Raw genomic sequence first — 17980 nt, forward strand, 5'->3', positions numbered from 1 at the left:
GTTTGAGGGCACCTGTGGGGTGCTCTTTTTGGTTTTATTTAAGACTTTTCAGGGTGGAATGGCTTAGTCGAACGCGCGTGAAATTTCTTTACTAACACGTCTAAGAATCCCGATTTGTTCTTTATTTAATCTGCTGGTGAGCGCAACAAACTCATCTATCGCTTCTTGCCGAATCATTTCGTCTGTAGTCATATGTTCTTCGGAAAACATTAATTCACTGATAGACACGTTTAAGGCGGTTAACACCTTCTCCAAGGTATCAATCGAAAAGTTTCTTTCACCACGCTCTAGTGATCCGATATATGCATCATCTAATCCTGAAAGCTCCGCAAGTTGTTGCTGTGTTAATCCCTTAGCCTTCCGAATTGCTCTAATTCTTTCCCCAACCGAATTTCGTAATTTTGTTATATTAACCACCTCATAACAAGCTTATGGAAGATGAAGTGTAAAAGTCAGGTAGAAGGGAATAGTTCAAATCTTTTTATGCTGTAACTCAACTAAACCAACAATGTTTTTAGTAATAGTAGTAAGAATTTCGAGTTCTGTTGTTTCTCTTGAATTTATGAGTAACATAAGTTCATTTATGATTTGTTTTCGATCCGTAGGTTCATCGAATTGAAAAAGTTCAAAGGCTGGAACTTTTAGCGCTAAAATAATTTTTTCCAACGTCTCCAATGAAATATTTCGATCTCCACGTTCAACTCCGCCAATATAACTGTAATGAAGTCCTGCGGCTTCTGCCAGTTGTTCCTGTGTCCATCCTTTAGCCTTTCTTAGCTCCCGTATCCGGTTTCCGACACTTTCTGGTAAACTCATGTGATCACCTCCACTTAAGGTTAGAAGAGGAGAGAATATCGTTACAGACCATCTTATGCAAAATAAAAACACATAAAATTGTACTCTTAAGTACTTTTTATATTGACCTCCTATTCCAATTTCTATACAATTGGCTGTACATGGGAATATGAGGAGAGGCTACTCTTGGAAACTTCTATCCTGAAATCACTCAAACCGGATATCATTGTTGAAATGTTGGAGATGGCTGTGGCTTTTGAAAATTGGAAAAAGGTGATGGAGACGGCGGATATTTTGTACCAATGTGTCCAGCGTATCTACGAAGAAAGGCAGTATTATAAAGCAATGAAATTACCCATCTCGCATGTCAATTTAGAACGTCCGTTGGTATATTATTTTGGGCTCAGTCACCTGATGTGCGGAATGGCTCACCAGAATCAGGGTGCATATGAGCAGGCAAGGGAGTGCATCTATAAGTATGCTGAGCTAGGGTGGATGGAGGATTTAGAGGAAGAAGACAATCAGGTTGTCGAGGAATTCAGGTTTTTAGCCAAAACTAATTTATATGCAGTAGATATTTTATCTGGAAATATAGAGCTGATCGAGGAATATGTAGCCTTTTTGCAGGATAATCTAGAGGAAATATTACCGGGGCTAAATACCATATTACAGGCAGCGCTTATGTATCATTTGGATGTGGCAGATATCTTACATACGTTTGCAGAGCAGATTGATGAATTTGAGAGTTATGAAGACGCAGAGAACATATCTTACTATTATAGCTACTGCTATCATTTGGCTTTGTACTATCGGAAGTACGGCAGATTACAGGATGCAGGTGGGACTTACTGTGCAGGCGATGCAACTAGCAGATCAGTCAGGTAACGATCGTAATTTCAAGAAATGTACGGCATTGTTCGAATCATTACGGGAATCAGCAACAGCGGAGCAAATCAGCGAATATCAACAGATGCTAATACGGTGTCTTGATGAATACGGAACTGAAAGCATTCCATTGTGATGAGGCCTAAATGAATGATCCGGTATAACCTGAACAGGGGATAGGCTCGTAATGGAGAGGAAATAGATAGGTAAGAGACGTTTCAGATGCTAAAATAACTATGTTACAGGTATGTTTTTAAGTTAAGGATCGTAAATACGATTTTACATTATTATTCGACATAGATAGGGGTATGGAATTTGTTTATTCAGCTTATAGGTGTGGGCAAGTTAAAAGAGAAATATTTGGTCATGGGCATTCAGGAATACGCTAAACGGCTGGGGCCATACATCAAGTTTCAAATGATCGAGGTAGCGGATGAAAAGGCCCCAGACACACTAAGCGAGGCGGAAGTCCGACAGGTTAAGGAGCGAGAAGGCGAGCGTATTTTAGCCCATGTGAAAAGTGAAGCACACGTGATTGTACTTGCCATCGACGGCAAACTCTGGAGCTCGGAAGAACTCGCAGAGGAATTGGACAAGCTCGGCACCTACGGTACAAGCCATGTTGTCTTCGTCATTGGCGGCAGTCATGGTCTCTCTGACGAAGTCCTCCGCCGCGCCCAGCAAAAGCTGAGTTTCGGAAGAATGACTTTGCCACATCAGCTGATGCGATTGGTGCTGGTGGAACAAATTTATCGGGCGGTGAAGATTAATCGAGGGGAACCGTATCATAAGTAGGGCGAAATTTGCTCGCTGCAATACGTTGGATTGTCCCAAAAAAATTAATAGCAAGCGAAAAGTGAGGTAAACAGTAAAGGGAGCCGTCCCCAAATCATCGACTTAGGGACGGCTCCCTTTGATTTTCGCAACCTACCTTCTCCGGAAATTCAGACGTGCTGCTGGTACCCCCCCTTCGGCATCTATAAATGACGCCCCTATTGCTTGTTTCGAAATTTCGCGACTTCGGGTTCAATTTCGGATACAAGTTTTTCGAGTATTCGATTAAATTGTTGTTTTTCATCCATCGTTAGAACATTTAAAAATACAGGCTGAAAATCTCCGGGTTGATTTGAAACTACTTTGCCGGCTTTAGTTAGCGTAATCATCATCGCGCGTTGATCCTCTTCAGATTTATACCGCTCAATGAATCCCTTTTTTTCTAGCTTTTTAATCATTTCAGAAGCAGATTGCGGGCGCATATCCAATTGATTGACTAATTCCTTTTGGGAAATACTTGGCGTCTGATGAAGGATACTCAATATTTTCCCTTGCCCTCGATTTGGAGAGGTAAACACGCTGCTGCCTTTAAGTTTGCTTTCTTTTAAGAACGCCGTAAGTAAATCATTATATTTCATGAAGTTAGTGGTTATATCGACGTTTAATTGTTTTTCATCCACAATAATTTCCCCTTATTTGTTCTCCGTCCCCCTCTATTTTATCAGGTCACCGAAGTAATTCAAATTATATTGTTGACAATTTAGTAAGGGTACCTTATATTATTAGCAAGGTACCCTTACTAAATGCGCAAAGGAGAAAACAGAATGACAGAGCTAGCCATTTCAACTAAAGAGATCGTTAAAGAGTTTCCTAACAAGCGAGCAGTCGATGGTATTTCTTTGGATATTAAGAAAGGAGAGATCTTCGGTATTCTGGGTCCGAATGGTGCAGGAAAGACAACTTTCTTACGAATGCTTGCAACGATTACTAAAGTGTCAAAAGGCAAAGCAATGATTTTTGGCAAAGACGTCACCAAAGACGCTCAAAAGGTTCGAAGTTTGATTGGCTTGACGGGCCAATATGCAACCGTTGATGAGGAATTGACCGCGATGGAAAACCTGAAGCTCTTTGGGCAATTGAATGGTTTATCAGCGAGTCAATCCAAAGCGAGGGCTCTTGAACTTCTCAACCAGTTTTCATTAACCGAGGCAAAGGATCGACCGATTCGTGAATTTTCGGGCGGGATGCGTAGACGGTTGGATTTATCGGTGAGTTTAATCGTGAAGCCCCCACTCATTTTTCTTGATGAACCGACAACGGGCTTAGACCCACGCACACGAGGAGAGATGTGGGAAGTGATCCGCAACTTGGCAAGCGACGGGGCAACGATCTTGCTGACAACTCAGTATTTGGAGGAAGCGGATCAACTAGCAGATCGACTAGCAATAATTAATCATGGAAGAATCATTTCTCAGGGAACGCCGAATGAATTGAAGTCTTTGTTAAGCGATACCCATTTTGAAATTACTCTGGAGTATATGAGGGACGCCGAAAGAGCCAAAGGACTAATCAAGGCGGAGATCGCTCAGGAGGCCATGATCTCACCCGAAGGAACCAAATTGACCGTTAAGCTGGCAGACACGAAAGTGATGACGAGATTACTATTAGATTTGACTCAGCAAGATATAGAAATCAAAGAGTTTTCGGTTAGAAAACCGACGCTTGATGAGGTGTTTTTGGAACTAACTAAATAATTAGGGGGATAAACATGGAATCCATGATAAGCAAACAAAACAACTTAAAGAGCGCTCTGTATGATATTGTTGTAATGGCAAAAAGAATTATCCTGAAAATCAAACATAATCCCGATAAATTGATAGATGTAACCGTAATACCTATTTTCTTCATGATCGTCTTTTCTTATCTGTTCGGAGGTGCGATTGCTGGAGGTGTACAAGGATACTTGCCAATCATCGTGCCGGGAATTCTAATTCAAACACTGGTCATGTCGTCATCGGCAACGGGCACGCAATTACGAGAAGATTTGGATACTGGCGTTTTTGATCGGTTTAAATCATTACCCATTGTCCGGATTGCTCCACTGGCTGGTTTAGTGGCATCAGATATTTTACGATATGTCGCGGCGGCTTTTTTCTCGATCGGTACGGGCTTTATTCTTGGATGGCGTCCGGAAGCCGGGTTTGGGTGGTTGATCGTCGCTTCGCTTTTGGCCATATTCGGCGCATGCGCAATCAGTTGGGTATTTGCATTGATTGGTCTGCTATCCAAATCCGCATCAACGATTTCTAGTATTTCGACAATGGTTACCATGATGATGTCGTTCCTATCCAACGCCTTCGTGCCTATTGATACGTTGCCCCATTTTTTGCAGAGCGTAGCTGAACATAATCCTATTACTTATTTGGTCACGGCTTTTAAAGATTTAGCCAATCATGGACAGTTCACTTCAAGCGCATCAATGACCATCTTTATCGGCATACTCCTTGTTATGATTGTCGCTCCAATTACAGTTAAAATATATAATAGAAAAATTTAGTTAAAGTAAAGAAGGACAGGGGCGACCGCCCTGTCCTTTCTTCATAGATGAGGGAGGCTAAGGATGGCCCTGAAACTTTCATTACCTATAGCTCGGAGAACCGAAATACAACGGCTTTTTTTTTCGCCGTTAGAGTGATAAGGTGAACCGTATCACAAGTAGGGCTAAATCTATAGTTACAACAAGGGACCTCTTCGAAAAAAAATTCGGAGAGGCTCTTTGCTAAAATAGAAAGCCGGTTGGTTATCGGATATATATTCTGCTAAGTGATGTAGATGTCCGTTCCAGTCCAATTGCAACGGCTTATTGCATAGGGTTGCCTTGCGCTGCATTCGAGACAGTCTCCCAGGCTTCCCAGGTGGCTAGACGGTCAGCATAGATGCCGCGTGCTATAGGCAGGACTTCCGAGCCGAGCACAAATCGTAGTGGGGGTTCCGCTGCGTCCACGATCTTGAGAACGGCTTCTGCAGTCGATTGAGGGTTGCCGCGTTTCTCGGTTGATAGATGCGTGAACACCTGCTTCCGTACATCGGCATAGACGTCCATTTCCGGTACACGCCTACCTGAAGCGCCAAACTCAGTCGCATAGGCACCGGGTTCAAGCAGTGTCACCTTAATCCCAAAGTCCTTGACCTCTTGCACCAGGCTTTCGTGGAGTCCTTCGACCGCCCATTTGGAGGAGCAATAGAAGCCGATGAGCGGTCTTGCCTCGATCCCAAGGGAGCTTGAAACGCTGAGCAAATGGCCGTTGCCCTGCTTCCTCAGTAGTGGCAAGGCAGCTTGGATGACTCGAAGATAACCAAAATAGTTCGCATCAAACAGAGCGCGGACATCGGCTTCGCTTGCCTCCTCGATCATTCCGACCAAAGTATAACCGGCATTGTTGAGGACAACGTCCAGCTTGCCGAAATGGGCATGAGCCCGCTGAACGACCTGGCGGACCTGCTCAGCATCCGTTACGTCGAGTGTCATGGGAAGAGCGAGATCTCCGAAACGTTCCTTCAAATCGGCAACGTCCTCCAATTTGCGGGCGGTAGCTGCAACTTTATCGCCACGCGTGAGCGCGGCTTCTGCCCATATGCGTCCTAAACCGCGAGAGGCCCCCGTGATAAACCAGACCTTTTTATCCATGGTATACTCCTCCTTTAAATTCCCTGTTCTGTGTGGGATACTTAAATTAAAGCATCACAATACGATACCGTCAAGTTCCGAAACTAATTAGTGCCGAAAAGGAAGGTTAAATGTAATGAATAAAATGAAAAGTAGAGAGTCAATCGGGTCTAAATTAGCTGACGAAGTAGCGGAAAAGCCAGAGAAAACATTAGGCCGGAAACGAGATCACACGCGGGATGCTAAAATCCTGGAAGCGACAATCGACATCCTCGCCGAAGCCGGTTTCGATGGAATGACAATGGACATGGTCGCAGCTAGAGCGAAGGCCGGAAAGGCGACGGTGTATCGCCGCTGGTCCTCCAAGACAGAGTTAGTCCGAGATGCCTTAACCTGGATGAATCGAAATCATCTTGAGCTTCACCTCTTGCCCGATACGGGAACGTTGCGCGATGATCTGCTTGCGCTATTGAAGCCGCAATCGCTCGAAGAAGGTGAACGCAAACTTCGAGTACTCGCAGGCCTGGGCTCCTTTTTTTCGCAGAATCGGGAATCAATTAACGGAGAAATTTTCGAACCGTGGGCTGTAGTGAATCGTGAGCTCATGCAGCGGGCCGTCGGCCGCGGTGAAATCTCCACCCGTGCGGACATTGAAATGGCCTGCCAGGTTATTACTTCAATGGCTTCTTATCGCGGACTCGTACAGCGCAAAACATTCGACAAGCTTTTCTACACTTCGCTAATCGACGGCGTTCTACTCCCTGCCCTCAAAAATCCGTTAACATCTCCAAATGAAACGGAATAAGGAAGGCGGCCTTTTGCCTGCAGAAAGAAGAGCCCCCACGAATGGGACATGATAAAAGGGCCATCCAGCAAAGGATGACCTTAAAACTTGCCGTTACAGACAGCGCAGAGAACCGCACCCATAAGCATCCAGATTATCGGAAAGCGAAGCAGCCTCTCTATGTTTTTGGACCTTACTTTCCTCATGTCCTTCATCAGCTCCTATAACGTTTGGTAGCTATGAGTTTATGCTGGAAAAGTCATAAAGAGATAGTGTTCTTTGGTCATGACATGGTTTATGGTTACTTGTGATCCAATATGCCCGAATCCCGGGCTATGCGGGCAGCTTCTCGCCTTCCCTTGACCTGAAGCTTCGAGTAAGTCGATGAGATGTAATTCTTAACAGTCCCTTCACTAAGAAAAAGCGCCTCAGCAATGTCTTGATTGCGCAGGCCGGAAGCCAGCTTATGCAGCACCTCAAGTTCACGGGCGCTGAGCCCGTACTCATTACTTTTTACGGTGGAGGTATTGTTCATGCTCATGCTTTTAATCATTTTGCCCGCCATCTCTTGCGTTATTAAGGTGCCTCCGGCATGAACTACGCGTATGCCTGCAGCCAGATCCTTGGGATGGATGGCCTTGAGCCATAGCCAACCATATTTTTAAAAGCATATTTTGATTCTAGACACAATCGGGTTTCCCTTTTAAAGCGAACCTAAATCCCTTCTAGAATCTCTTCCGTTGTGCGAATCCGGCCAATCCTCGGAAAAATAACATCCCGTACATGCTCATGTTCGGCCTTGGTGAACCCGGTCATGGCGTCAATTGCAAAAATAAGTTGATAGCCGTGCTGAAATGCCTCTCTTGCGGTTGTATCGACTCCGATACCTGAGGATATACCGCATAAAACGATCGTATCAATATTTCGGCGGCGCAGCTGCAGGTCAAGGTCTGTTCCATGGAAAGCCCCCCATTGTTTTTTGGAGATGATATGGTCTGTCTCGGTCACTCCGAGCTCGGGAACAAATTCATCCCAGCCCTCTATCAGGTTCAATCTAGGTACCGTGATATCGAGCTTGGGAGAAGGTATATCCTTGAAGTCTTTACTGGATACGTGTACAAGATTCACAAAAGCCCCCTTGGTACGAAAAAGATTGGCCAGCTTAGCTGAATTTGCAATGACCATCTCGGCAGAATAAGGAGCATACTGACTGCCAATCCATTTTTGGAGGTCAATTACGACCAGAGAAGTCTTGTTCCAATCCAATAACGGTGCTCGTTCCCCACCCTTCAAATGATTGCCATTTAGTTGGTTCATATAGAATCTCCTCCTAACCTTATCTTGTAATAAAATATGACTACATCAGTATATAATCGATGATATAGAATAACGAGAGAAGGAATTAACCTAGGAGTGTTACTCCCAGAATACAAAGAAATACTGGAGGGATGAGATGAAATGCAGGAGGAACGCGAAAAGACCGGAGAATTAGCTGAATTTCTCCGTACCCGACGGGCCCGTCTGACTCCGGAGCAGGTAGGTTTGCCTTCCGGTGAAAGACGGCGGACACCTGGTCTTAGAAGGGCAGAGGTTGCCATACTCGCTGGTATCAGTGTGGATTGGTATACATGGCTGGAGCAGGGGAGAGACATTCAGGTATCCATCCAGGTGCTTGATAGCTTGTCCCGTGCGCTGCGAATGAACGACATTGAGCGAAAACATCTCTTCTTGCTCGCTGCAGGACACTTACCCCCGAGTAATCAAGCGCCACAGAACAAGGTAAGCCGGCTACTACAGGATTTTTTGGACAGACAGGGGGAAAGCCCTGCCTTTGTGGTAAATTCAAGGTGGGATGTCGTAGCCTGGAACCAGGCCGCGATTCTCGTTTTTGGAGATTACGAAGCAATGTCGGCAAGAGATAGAAATTCGATATGGCGCCTATTCACTACGAATAATGCGAAGCGGATGCTGGGTGACAGTTGGGAAGCGAACGCCAAACATCGGTTAGCCCAGTTTCGGGCCAACTATGCAAATACAGTCGGGGATCCTTGGTGGGGAGAGTTTATTGAGGACCTGCACCAGCAAAGTAAGGAGTTCCGGGAATGGTGGCCGTTGCATCAAGTTATAAATGTGCCGGAAGGCGAAAAGCTGCTTAATCATCCTGTTGTCGGTTCCCTTCGTTTTGGTCATCTTTCCTTTCAGGCTATGGACTCCGTTGACCTCCAGGTTACAGTAAATATTCCTTTGGATAACCCAACAATTGAAAGAATGAGAAAACTTCTTTCTGCGGTTACTCGATAATTCAGCATTTGCCACGTCCGCTGAAGTTATTCCATTTTGTTATGACCAGGTTAACTTCAATCTCCTCGTTCTCCACAGCCATAAATGAAATTCTCCTTAGGCTAGTGATGAACAGGGGGCAAGTTTGTAAGATCGCTATCCATATATTTTGTAATAGATACACGATGCAGATCGTCAACTGTCGCTAGAAAGACTTCATTGATTTGAATTTGCTGTGCCGCTAATTGGGCATTAACCCAAAGTTCGTTTATTCCAAGTTCGTGGAGGATTCGTTTCTCGATTTTCCCTTCCCGAACAATGGGATAAGATATGGTGGAGGAGCTTGAACGATTGGCCTTTTCGAGAATGCTCAATTTTCCATTTGCCTCAATGACTGCAATTTCTACGCGAGTGACATCAAAAATCTTTTCCTCTCTTAACATTTGCAGGATGTTATCTATGGAATATTTCGTTTTTCTAATGTTTTTAGCTATGAACTTACCTTTAGATATAACGATGATAGGCTCGAACGTTATCAATTTACCGAACCAACGAAATTTAAGTACCCCAACTGAGAAAATCTTTTGAACGATCCCGATACTAACGATAGCGAAGGCTGTTGGGATGTGGCGAATATCAGGGTCGGCTATATCTGCTCCAACAAGAGCTCCCAAAATTAAAATAACTAAAAAATCAAAAACAGGAAGTTCCCAATGGCTTTTCTCCCCATAAATAGAGTGACAAACAACATGAGCGGGATCATGGTAATGATTCTCCCTGCGACCAGCCCCAAACCTCTAATTATTTCCATTTTGGCAGGTGGCCTTTCTTTAGCGGGATGGAATAATGAACGAACATCGTCATGTTAGTATGATTCCAATTTGTAAAAAAAATGCAAGTGGGTGAGTTGGGGATATGGCTAAAATCGTCAGCGCATGGACCTATCCGAATGTAACGGTCGTCTCATCGTTCGGATTAATGACTCCAGGATTACTCTAAAGTGGTTGTTTAAGTGAGACACTGTAAACAGACCCTTTTTATTTGCCGTTAGATCCGATACGGTGAACCGTAACAGCACACCATTTTTTAACCGTTGACCCTTCTGCAATCCATGCAGAAGGGTCCTTTGCTGTCAAAATGAAGCGAAGGATGAAGGGGCAGAGTATTTCGATTGTGATTTAAAAATTAAGCATTCCCTCTCTAGGAAAAATGGGGTTTGGAAACGTAATCCCATGTGTGACTCTTGGTTTCTAACAATTTCACGATTTCGTCATAACTCTGCTGTATAGAAAGGTGTTTAGCAAACCATGTCGAATATTATTTGTCGAATATTATTTTATATTACCTCGAGAGGGACTAGATGGGAGTGAGGCATAATGAGAGGTAGGAAGTTCACGATGACGATCAGGAACAAGGTAATTCTAACGATCGTCGTTACTGTAATCACTAGCCTTGTGATCGGAGGCGTTGGGATTTACAATCTGAAGCGGGTACAATCCTCGCTTGAGGAGAGCCTTAGTGTTAGGGCGGAAGTCATTGATCTCATTCGTACAGCAGATATCGACCTATATCAGATGCTGTTGGCAGAACGATCGCTGTTCAGTTATGAACCAGGATCGGAGCAATTTTCGAAACAACTGGAGGATTACGAAAAACAAAAGGAGTCAGCAAAGAAGAAACTTAATAAGTATAAGTCATTTGGAACAATTTTTGATAATGAGGAAAAGTTGATTCAAGACTACGAAGCAACGGTTGAAGCGTATGAATTGGTCTCCAAGAAAGTGATTGACGGATTATCGTCAAAGGATTCAACTGTGCGTGAAAGGGCGAATCTTCTTTCTTATCAGGAGGGCAGCGAAAAGTTTGACCAGATGGAAGACGCTTTGGATCACATAGGCGATCTGTACTACGATGATAACCAAATCATGTTGGACAGCACACAAAAACAATATAGCTTCCTGCGATTGATCAGTATCCTTTTAACATTGGCAGGCTTGATCGCTTCATCGTTGCTTGGTTATTTGATTATCCGATCCATCCATCATCCAATCCGTTATTTGCGTGGACGTGTGCGAGAGATTGCGGAGGGCAATCTGGCCGTCGATATACGTACCTTCTCCCAGGATGAGCTCGGGCAATTAACCGCTGATTTTAATATAATGGTATCTCGTATGAAAGAACTCATTTCGACAGTAAGCCAATCGATTGGCCGTGTAAATACTTCCGCTCATGAACTTACCTTTATCGCGGAACAAACAACGGCAACCGGCGAGGAAATGACGTCAGGCATTAATGAAATTGCAGTTGGTGCTTCCGAGCAAGCGTCCTTGACAGAGGCAACGAGCCGTGAAACGATGGCGCTTTCAGACACGATTGAAAAGGTAAATGTAAGGAATAAAAAAATGACCAGCTTGTCTTCGGAGGCTGAAATCGTCTTAAGAGGTGGCATGGATAAAGTAAAGAGGTTACAGGATCACAATCTCCAAACGACAGAAGCAAACCAATTAGTCGTACAACATATTGAAGGCCTGGCAGAACAGATGCTTACGATTTCCACAATCGTACAAACGATTAATGAAGTATCTGAGCAAACGAAGCTCCTCGCATTAAATGCGAGCATAGAAGCGGCGCGTGCCGGCGATTCCGGAAAAGGATTTGCAGTCGTCGCTACAGAGATTCGCAAGCTGTCGACCATGACTTATGAATCAACAGAGAGAATTAACACAACTATTGCACGCCTCAAGGCAGAAGTTTCTCAAACGTTGCAGGTCATGAATCAAACAGAGGTGATTATCTCTGAACAATCTCTTATTGTTCAGGAGTCGGGAACGGTATTTGAATCGATTATGGATATGCTAAAGGAAATCATCAGTTCGATTCAAGAGATGGATGGGGATATAGGGCAGATGAATGTTAGCAGGGAACAGGTCATCTCATCCATTATCAAGATATCCGATGTAGCTCGAGACGCAGCTTCTGCCACAGAAGAGATAAGTTCGGCTTCTAACGATCAGAGTCAAGCGTATTCCCATCTGTATAGTGCAGCTGAACAATTGAAACAATCAAGCCAACAAGTGAGCGAAATGATTAGCAGATTTCGAATTGTACAAGAATAATTCGTACTGAGAATAAGAAAAGGAGCTATCCCACTAGGGATGGCTCCTTTTCTGCCCTCGTTGCTGAAAAGCGTGCGTATCGTCTCACCTCTAGGTGTAACCCCTCAGACGCAAAGCGAATCGGCAACTTAGATAAATGACCATGTCTTAGTTCATATGGTTTGAACTATTTTACGATTCACACTGGGTGTGTGCCGTTACTAGGCCAGGTGTCTCTACATAGAAATAAGCTGAAGAGAAAGGCTTATGTCATGAACGGGGATGGTGTAAAGTAGATGGCACAAAAGTTGCAAAAGAAAAGTACGCGATTAACCGGAAGGATCGTAATTCCGGGGAATCCGTCATACAATATGGCCAGAATGGAGTTCAATAGGCGTTTTTCCAAATTTCCAAGGGTCATTGTTTTTTGCCAACGAACTCAGGATGTGATCAACGCAGTCAAATGGGCTCGTGAGCGGGGCATACGGCTGCGAGTGCGCAGCGGACGGCATAGCTACGAAGGCTTCTCAACTGTAAATGGCGGTATTATTATCGATGTGAGCGAGATGAATAAGGTTACAGTTGATCGAAAAAATGGAGTGGCCATTGTCCAAACAGGAAATCCACTTGCCCGTGTGTACAAGAAGCTGTGGAATAAGCGTGTGGCCATTCCGGCGGGGACTGCACCCGATGTAGGCGTAGCTGGGCTCACCCTGGGAGGAGGCATTGGACTTCTTTCCCGCAAATATGGACTTACGTGCGATAACTTGAAACAAGTGAAGATGGTCGTAGCTTCGGGGCGGTATGGGGCAAAGACGATTGTGGCAAACAGCAAGAAACATTCCGATCTGTTGTGGGCATCGCGAGGCGGAGGGGGAGGGAACTTTGGTGTTGCTACCGAGTTTACATTTCGAATTAGACCGATTTCGAAGGTTTCTATATACAGTATTACGTGGAAATGGAGCGATCTTGAGAAGGTATTACCGGCTTGGCAACGCTGGGCCCCATCGGTCACAAACCGCTTAACCTCAACCATTGAGGTGGCTGCCAAGCAGGTGGGATCCATTGTATCTACCGGGCAATTGCTTGGCGGTGCAGAGGAGCTGCGTCGATTGATTAGACCGCTCTTGCGAGCAGGCACCCCGGTGAAGGTGATGGTGAAGACAGTACCTTTTATTGAAGCAACCCATTTTTTTGCCGAATCGGACCTGAATTTGGAACCAAAGTTTAAAATAACTGGGGCCTACGGGTTCCAACCTTTACCGCCTGAAGGAGTACGAATTATACGCGACTTTTTAGCTCAAGCACCCAACAGGCATTCTAGCGTGTGGAGTCAGAGCTTAGGCGGTGCAAGAAGCGCGGTGAGTCGAGTATCGCCTACTGCAACGGCCTATCCTCATCGGAAGGCTGAGACAATCTACGAACTGTCAGCCCGTTGGAGAAATAGTGGGGAGCAGGAGCGGAATATTCAGTGGGTGGAAAGGTTCCGTAAAGCGTTACGTCCCTTTGTTAAAGGGAATTATGTGAATTTTCCCGATCTGCAGATTAAGAACTGGCCCAAGGCGTATTATGGCGTGAACTTTGGCAGATTGAAGCAAGTGAAACGAAAGTACGACCCTCATAATGTATTTCATTTTGCTCAGAGCATTCCAGTGGGTAAACAGGACAGAAAATGACAATACGTACACCAGACGAGTTAAAACAAGGAGCTGACGGCGGCAGCTCCTTTAGTAATTTCGCTGATAGCGACGTTAAGCTGAACCGTATCATTGGCTTCAACAGCGGTATGTCTCTCCTCAAAAGATCGTTGAAAGTGGAGGATACGTAAACCTGTAAATTTTCCCTCACGGGGCCACCCAAATTAAAGAATTAGTATAAAAAGAATCCACCACACTCTCTCTTTATTTATCAGAATTAATTGGGGTTTTCATTATATATCGCCACCATTTTATTTAAATAATTTCGAAATTCTTCAACATATGCTTTGGGCTCTACGACTTCTAGATTTGTACCGAGGCTTGCTAAAAATTGAAATCCATTAGTGTTTTGAGGAACACGGATGGTGGCTAAGAGATAATCAGGACTATAGTTTTCAATACTCTTTCGGCCGTACCTTTCTATAAATTGATCTTTTATGCTAGGCGAAATTAATGCCTTAATAGAGACTGATTCCGATTGATAACTTGCTTCATGTTCTTGTCCCAATGAATCAACTCTAGGGTTAAATGTGATTTCCTCCATAAGAAGATGATCGATCCTGGATAATTTAAATGTTCTATATCCCTGACGATGTAAACAGAATCCCTTCAAATACCAACTCATTTCGCTAAAATGGAGCTGATATGGCTCGACAATTCTATTCGTCGCGGTGCCATTTTTATCTATATAATCAAATGAGACCAACTTTCTCTTTGATATCGATTCTTGGCATATCTTCAAGGTTTGAAGAATCTCAGACCGACCCTCCCAATCATAAAATGACAGTTGGATTGAACCTTTTGGAGACAATGGGCTAACCATGGCTTCTATTTTTTTAATAGTCACTTCAACTTCTTCACTAATTAGAATTTGTCCTAATCCGCCGAGCGCAGTCAATATATTCTCCAAGTCGGAGTTGCTTAAAAGACGTTTATCAACCTTGTATTCATCCATAATGCCATAGCCGCCATGAATTCCATGAATAGAATAGATCGGGATGTTCGATAAACTCAGAGTTTCCATATCCCGAAGGATCGTTCTTTTGGAAACGTTAAATAATTGTGCGAATTCTTTTGTTGTAACGATGTCTTTTTTCAGCAATATCATGATGATGGATATTAACCTCTCGACCTTTTCCATAGTTCTCCTTCTTTTTTTGTACTATATCTATAAATGGTGACATACATCTGTCACCTCTTATTCATTATACTGCATGTATAACACGAAGGAGGTTTTACTTTATGTCAGCTATTGTATATTTAAACTTTGATGGAGTTGCAGAACAAGCGATTGATTTTTATTCGAAGGCTTTAAACGCGAAAGAAGTTAAAAAAGTTAAATTTAAGGATTTTCCGCAAGATCCAAACTATCCATTATCGGAGAATGAATTAAATATGATCATGGAGTCCTCAGTCGAGTTTGCAGGCGGAAAAATCATGATGTCGGATGTTTTGCCTTCCATGATGGCGGTAACAGGGGAACTAGTGAAAGGAAATAACGTATTTATTAGTCTAGTTAATGATGATAAACAAACATTGGAAGAATACTTTAAACATTTGTCTGATGGCGGCCATGTTGTGATGCCGTTATCAAATACGCCTTGGTCTTCGTGTTTTGGAATGCTGGTTGATAAGTTTGGGATCTCCTGGAAATTTAATAGTGACGCAGTTCAGTTTCTCGATAATGTTATTTCAAACAAACAGTAACTCAGACCCATTTCTGACAATACTCGCTTTCGGCATTAATTGAAGAGTTATTTTACTTTCCGATATCTTATGTTTGCTATCCCTAATGTGGTGATGCCACTACCAAGTTTGAAGTTATGTTGGCTTACCAGCAAGTTGTGAGCGCAAACCAACTTCTACCCACTCTTCTGATTTCTATGCTTTAATAAAATGAGCAGTATCAATAAGAAGCGTTGAAAGTAGGATTCTATGAAGCGACTAACAATTGGCCTGTTCGCCCATGTGGATGCAGGTAAGACAACTTTTGCGGAACAGCTGCTGTACCATACGAACAGTATCCGGTCGCGGGGACGGGTGGATCATCAGGATGCGTTTCTGGACAGCCACGACATCGAGCGGGCAAGGGGCATTACGGTGTTCGCAGATCAGGCGGTAATGGAATATAAAGGAGACAGTTATTATTTAATAGACACGCCCGGACACGTCGATTTCTCTCCAGAGATGGAGCGGGCGATTCAGGTCATTGATTATGCCATCCTGATTGTAAGCGCAGTTGAAGGTGTTCAGGGCCATACGGAGACGGTCTGGCAGCTGCTACGCAAACATCGGATTCCGACGTTCTTCTTTATCAACAAAACGGATCGGATTGGCGCGGATGTAGGCAGAACCGAGGCAGACATCCGACAGCAGTTGACGGGGGAAGTATGCTGCATTACACAGAGCTTGGCTGACGGCATAGTCGGCGAGCCGCTGCGGGAGGCCATGGCGGAGAGAGACGAAGCCTTGCTGGAAGCATTCCTGGAGGGGAGAGAGGATTCCGGCTTCTGGCTGAAGGCCTTGCAGAGGATGATAGTGGCGGGTCTTCTCTTCCCCTGTGCTTACGGCTCTGCGCTTCAGGATACAGGCGTCGTTGAATTTCTGGATCAGCTGCATCTGCTGACGACAACCACTTATGACGAGAATGCTTCGTTCCAGGGGCGGGTTTATAAAATTCGGCACGATGCAGGCGGAGTGAGACTCACGTTCATTAAGGCGCTGGGTGGTCGGCTGAAGGTGAGAGAACAGCTTAGTTACGAGAGCGGCGGGGTTCAATATGACGAAAAAATTACGCGGCTCTTCTTGTTTAACGGACTTAAATCGCAGCCAGTGGAACAAGTGGAGGCCGGCGATTTGTTTGCGGTTGCCGGATTGTCCGCCGCCGAGGCCGGACAAGGTCTGGGGTCGATATCGGACAAGTTAGCTTACGATTCGGAGCCGACATTACAATCTAAGGTATTATTCGACAATTCGATACATGTACAGAAGGTGCTCGGTACTTTTCGCACACTGGAGGCGGAGGAGCCGTCTCTAAACGTCGTTTGGGATGAAAAATTGCAGGAGATTTCTATCCGCGTCATGGGATTGATTCAACTGGAAGTGCTGGTGCAGCTTGTTAGAGAGCGGTTTGGCTTTGCTATCTCTTTTGGACAACCGGAAATCTTGTATAAGGAAACGATTCAATCGGCTGTGAAAGGGTACGGCCACTTCGAACCGCTCAGGCATTATGCGGAAGTGCATCTGCTGATTGAACCGGGAGAAAGGGGCAGCGGCATTATGTTCGATAGCAGATGTCATGCCGATGATCTGAATGTCAGCTATCAGAATCTGATTCGGAATCATCTCTATGAACGGGAGCATCACGGACTGCTGACCGGCATGCCGGTTACCGACGTGAACATTACGCTGCTGAGGGGGCGCGCGCATAAAGAACATACCCATGGTGGCGATTTTCGTGAGGCTGCTTTTCGAGCACTACGGCAGGGGCTGGAGAAGGCGGACAATGTGCTGCTGGAGCCCTATTACGATTTCAAAATCAAGGTTGCTATCGATGAAATGGGCAGGGTGCTGTCCGATATTCAGCGTGCTTCGGGTATTTTTAATCCACCGCAGACAACCGGAACGCAAGCGGTGGTCACGGGCAGGGTGCCCGTGTCGACTTTCATGAACTACAGTACCGAATTTGCATCCTTTACGCATGGACGAGGCAGTATCCGTTGCGTGTTCAGCGGCTACGATCGCTGTCATAATACGGAGGAAGTCATAGAACGGATGGGCTACCGCAAAGGGGCAGACCCACTGTATACATCCTCCTCTATCTTTTGCGCCAAAGGGGCGGGTTACTCGGTGCCATGGGATGAGGCGGAAGCCAAGATGCACCTTCAATTAGAACCTTAATCGCACACATTTCCAGGATTCAGGCGAAAAGTAGGTAGATTTAGGACGAACAATTTTTATAATGGAAATAAGATATATATTTTATAGGGCTAAGGGGCGATTG

18 protein-coding genes and 1 pseudogene are annotated in these 17980 nt (G+C 44.6%); 11 read left to right on the top strand and 8 right to left on the bottom strand.

Annotation, left to right across the window (positions count from 1 at the left end):
- Positions 1-63: 63 nt before the first annotated feature.
- The gene (locus G7035_RS08620) at positions 64-417 is read right to left on the bottom strand and encodes a helix-turn-helix domain-containing protein (RefSeq protein WP_017425998.1); all 354 of its coding nucleotides are present in this window, start codon (positions 415-417) and stop codon (positions 64-66) included.
- A 54-nt stretch (positions 418-471) separates the two neighbouring features.
- Positions 472-816, bottom strand: a complete 345-nt coding sequence (locus G7035_RS08625; protein ID WP_016822479.1) for a helix-turn-helix domain-containing protein — start codon at positions 814-816, stop codon at positions 472-474.
- 165 nt (positions 817-981) lie between these two features.
- Here G7035_RS08625 and G7035_RS08630 point away from each other — a divergent pair.
- Positions 982-1816, top strand: a pseudogene (locus G7035_RS08630) (DNA-binding protein).
- Positions 1817-1995: 179 nt separating this feature from the next.
- The gene (gene rlmH, locus G7035_RS08635) at positions 1996-2475 is read left to right on the top strand and encodes a 23S rRNA (pseudouridine(1915)-N(3))-methyltransferase RlmH (RefSeq protein ID WP_013312768.1); all 480 of its coding nucleotides are present in this window, start codon (positions 1996-1998) and stop codon (positions 2473-2475) included.
- 197 nt (positions 2476-2672) lie between these two features.
- Here rlmH and G7035_RS08640 read toward each other — a convergent pair whose 3' ends face one another.
- Positions 2673-3134, bottom strand: a complete 462-nt coding sequence (locus G7035_RS08640) for a MarR family winged helix-turn-helix transcriptional regulator (RefSeq protein WP_019689075.1) — start codon at positions 3132-3134, stop codon at positions 2673-2675.
- A 144-nt stretch (positions 3135-3278) separates the two neighbouring features.
- Here G7035_RS08640 and G7035_RS08645 point away from each other — a divergent pair, with 144 nt between their 5' ends.
- Positions 3279-4208 (top strand): daunorubicin resistance protein DrrA family ABC transporter ATP-binding protein, encoded by a 930-nt coding sequence (locus G7035_RS08645; protein ID WP_019689074.1) that lies wholly within the window; start codon positions 3279-3281, stop codon positions 4206-4208.
- Positions 4209-4222: 14 nt separating this feature from the next.
- Positions 4223-5011 carry an ABC transporter permease gene (locus G7035_RS08650; RefSeq protein WP_019689073.1) on the top strand — a complete coding sequence of 263 codons (789 nt, stop codon included), beginning with the start codon at positions 4223-4225 and terminating at the stop codon, positions 5009-5011.
- A gap of 303 nt (positions 5012-5314) precedes the next feature.
- Here the strand turns inward: G7035_RS08650 and G7035_RS08655 are convergent, their stop codons facing one another.
- Positions 5315-6142, bottom strand: coding sequence for an SDR family NAD(P)-dependent oxidoreductase (locus G7035_RS08655; RefSeq protein WP_019689072.1), 828 nt, complete (start codon positions 6140-6142; stop codon positions 5315-5317).
- Between the two features lie 274 nt (positions 6143-6416).
- Here G7035_RS08655 and G7035_RS08660 point away from each other — a divergent pair, with 274 nt between their 5' ends.
- Positions 6417-6926, top strand: coding sequence for a TetR/AcrR family transcriptional regulator (locus G7035_RS08660; RefSeq protein ID WP_230877841.1), 510 nt, complete (start codon positions 6417-6419; stop codon positions 6924-6926).
- A gap of 280 nt (positions 6927-7206) precedes the next feature.
- Here G7035_RS08660 and G7035_RS08665 read toward each other — a convergent pair whose 3' ends face one another.
- Both G7035_RS08665 and G7035_RS08670 read right to left on the bottom strand, forming a co-directional pair.
- Positions 7207-7458 (bottom strand): response regulator transcription factor, encoded by a 252-nt coding sequence (locus tag G7035_RS08665; RefSeq protein WP_275973537.1) that lies wholly within the window; start codon positions 7456-7458, stop codon positions 7207-7209.
- 161 nt (positions 7459-7619) lie between these two features.
- On the bottom strand, positions 7620-8222 hold the full coding sequence (locus G7035_RS08670; protein WP_019689069.1) for an isochorismatase family protein: 603 nt from the start codon (positions 8220-8222) through the stop codon (positions 7620-7622).
- 141 nt (positions 8223-8363) lie between these two features.
- On the opposite strand from G7035_RS08670, the gene G7035_RS08675 reads away from it, so the two are divergent.
- Positions 8364-9206, top strand: a complete 843-nt coding sequence (locus tag G7035_RS08675) for a helix-turn-helix transcriptional regulator (protein ID WP_019689068.1) — start codon at positions 8364-8366, stop codon at positions 9204-9206.
- A 101-nt stretch (positions 9207-9307) separates the two neighbouring features.
- On the opposite strand, the gene G7035_RS08680 is transcribed toward G7035_RS08675, so the two are convergent.
- A complete protein-coding gene (locus G7035_RS08680) occupies positions 9308-9859 on the bottom strand; it encodes a DUF421 domain-containing protein (RefSeq protein ID WP_019689067.1) in 552 nt (183 codons plus the stop codon).
- A gap of 723 nt (positions 9860-10582) precedes the next feature.
- Between G7035_RS08680 and G7035_RS08685 the strand changes: the two genes are divergently transcribed.
- From G7035_RS08685 to G7035_RS08695, 3 genes are all read left to right on the top strand, one after another.
- Positions 10583-12301: a methyl-accepting chemotaxis protein gene (locus G7035_RS08685; RefSeq protein WP_019689066.1), complete on the top strand. Its 1719-nt coding sequence runs from the start codon at positions 10583-10585 to the stop codon at positions 12299-12301.
- 275 nt (positions 12302-12576) lie between these two features.
- Positions 12577-13956: an FAD-binding oxidoreductase gene (locus G7035_RS08690; protein ID WP_019689065.1), complete on the top strand. Its 1380-nt coding sequence runs from the start codon at positions 12577-12579 to the stop codon at positions 13954-13956.
- A complete protein-coding gene (locus G7035_RS08695) occupies positions 13953-14108 on the top strand; it encodes a hypothetical protein (RefSeq protein ID WP_017426013.1) in 156 nt (51 codons plus the stop codon). The genes G7035_RS08690 and G7035_RS08695 overlap by 4 nt, the downstream gene beginning before the upstream one ends.
- An 86-nt stretch (positions 14109-14194) precedes the next feature.
- Here the strand turns inward: G7035_RS08695 and G7035_RS08700 are convergent, their stop codons facing one another.
- Entirely contained in the window at positions 14195-15118 is a 924-nt protein-coding gene (locus tag G7035_RS08700; RefSeq protein ID WP_019689064.1) for a helix-turn-helix transcriptional regulator, read from the bottom strand.
- Positions 15119-15219: 101 nt separating this feature from the next.
- Here G7035_RS08700 and G7035_RS08705 point away from each other — a divergent pair, with 101 nt between their 5' ends.
- Positions 15220-15684 (top strand): VOC family protein, encoded by a 465-nt coding sequence (locus G7035_RS08705; RefSeq protein WP_019689063.1) that lies wholly within the window; start codon positions 15220-15222, stop codon positions 15682-15684.
- A 228-nt stretch (positions 15685-15912) separates the two neighbouring features.
- A complete protein-coding gene (locus tag G7035_RS08710) occupies positions 15913-17877 on the top strand; it encodes an elongation factor G (protein WP_019689062.1) in 1965 nt (654 codons plus the stop codon).
- Positions 17878-17980 lie beyond the last annotated feature (103 nt).

The sequence above is a fragment of the Paenibacillus polymyxa genome (genome assembly GCF_015710975.1).
GTDB classification, from domain to species: Bacteria; Bacillota; Bacilli; order Paenibacillales; family Paenibacillaceae; genus Paenibacillus; species Paenibacillus polymyxa.

Excerpts from the sequence above, each read along its gene's own strand:
- G7035_RS08645 (WP_019689074.1), top strand. The coding sequence starts at position 3,279 with ATGACAGAGCTAGCCATTTCAACTAAAGAGATCGTTAAAGAGTTTCCT.
- G7035_RS08705 (WP_019689063.1), top strand. The coding sequence starts at position 15,220 with ATGTCAGCTATTGTATATTTAAACTTTGATGGAGTTGCAGAACAAGCG.
- G7035_RS08655 (WP_019689072.1), bottom strand. The coding sequence starts at position 6,142 with ATGGATAAAAAGGTCTGGTTTATCACGGGGGCCTCTCGCGGTTTAGGA.
- G7035_RS08650 (WP_019689073.1), top strand. The coding sequence starts at position 4,223 with ATGGAATCCATGATAAGCAAACAAAACAACTTAAAGAGCGCTCTGTAT.
- G7035_RS08665 (WP_275973537.1), bottom strand. The coding sequence starts at position 7,458 with ATGATTAAAAGCATGAGCATGAACAATACCTCCACCGTAAAAAGTAAT.
- G7035_RS08685 (WP_019689066.1), top strand. The coding sequence starts at position 10,583 with ATGACGATCAGGAACAAGGTAATTCTAACGATCGTCGTTACTGTAATC.
- G7035_RS08690 (WP_019689065.1), top strand. The coding sequence starts at position 12,577 with ATGGCACAAAAGTTGCAAAAGAAAAGTACGCGATTAACCGGAAGGATC.
- G7035_RS08675 (WP_019689068.1), top strand. The coding sequence starts at position 8,364 with ATGCAGGAGGAACGCGAAAAGACCGGAGAATTAGCTGAATTTCTCCGT.
- G7035_RS08625 (WP_016822479.1), bottom strand. The coding sequence starts at position 816 with ATGAGTTTACCAGAAAGTGTCGGAAACCGGATACGGGAGCTAAGAAAG.
- G7035_RS08710 (WP_019689062.1), top strand. The coding sequence starts at position 15,913 with ATGAAGCGACTAACAATTGGCCTGTTCGCCCATGTGGATGCAGGTAAG.
- G7035_RS08660 (WP_230877841.1), top strand. The coding sequence starts at position 6,417 with ATGACAATGGACATGGTCGCAGCTAGAGCGAAGGCCGGAAAGGCGACG.
- G7035_RS08695 (WP_017426013.1), top strand. The coding sequence starts at position 13,953 with ATGACAATACGTACACCAGACGAGTTAAAACAAGGAGCTGACGGCGGC.
- G7035_RS08700 (WP_019689064.1), bottom strand. The coding sequence starts at position 15,118 with ATGGAAAAGGTCGAGAGGTTAATATCCATCATCATGATATTGCTGAAA.
- G7035_RS08670 (WP_019689069.1), bottom strand. The coding sequence starts at position 8,222 with ATGAACCAACTAAATGGCAATCATTTGAAGGGTGGGGAACGAGCACCG.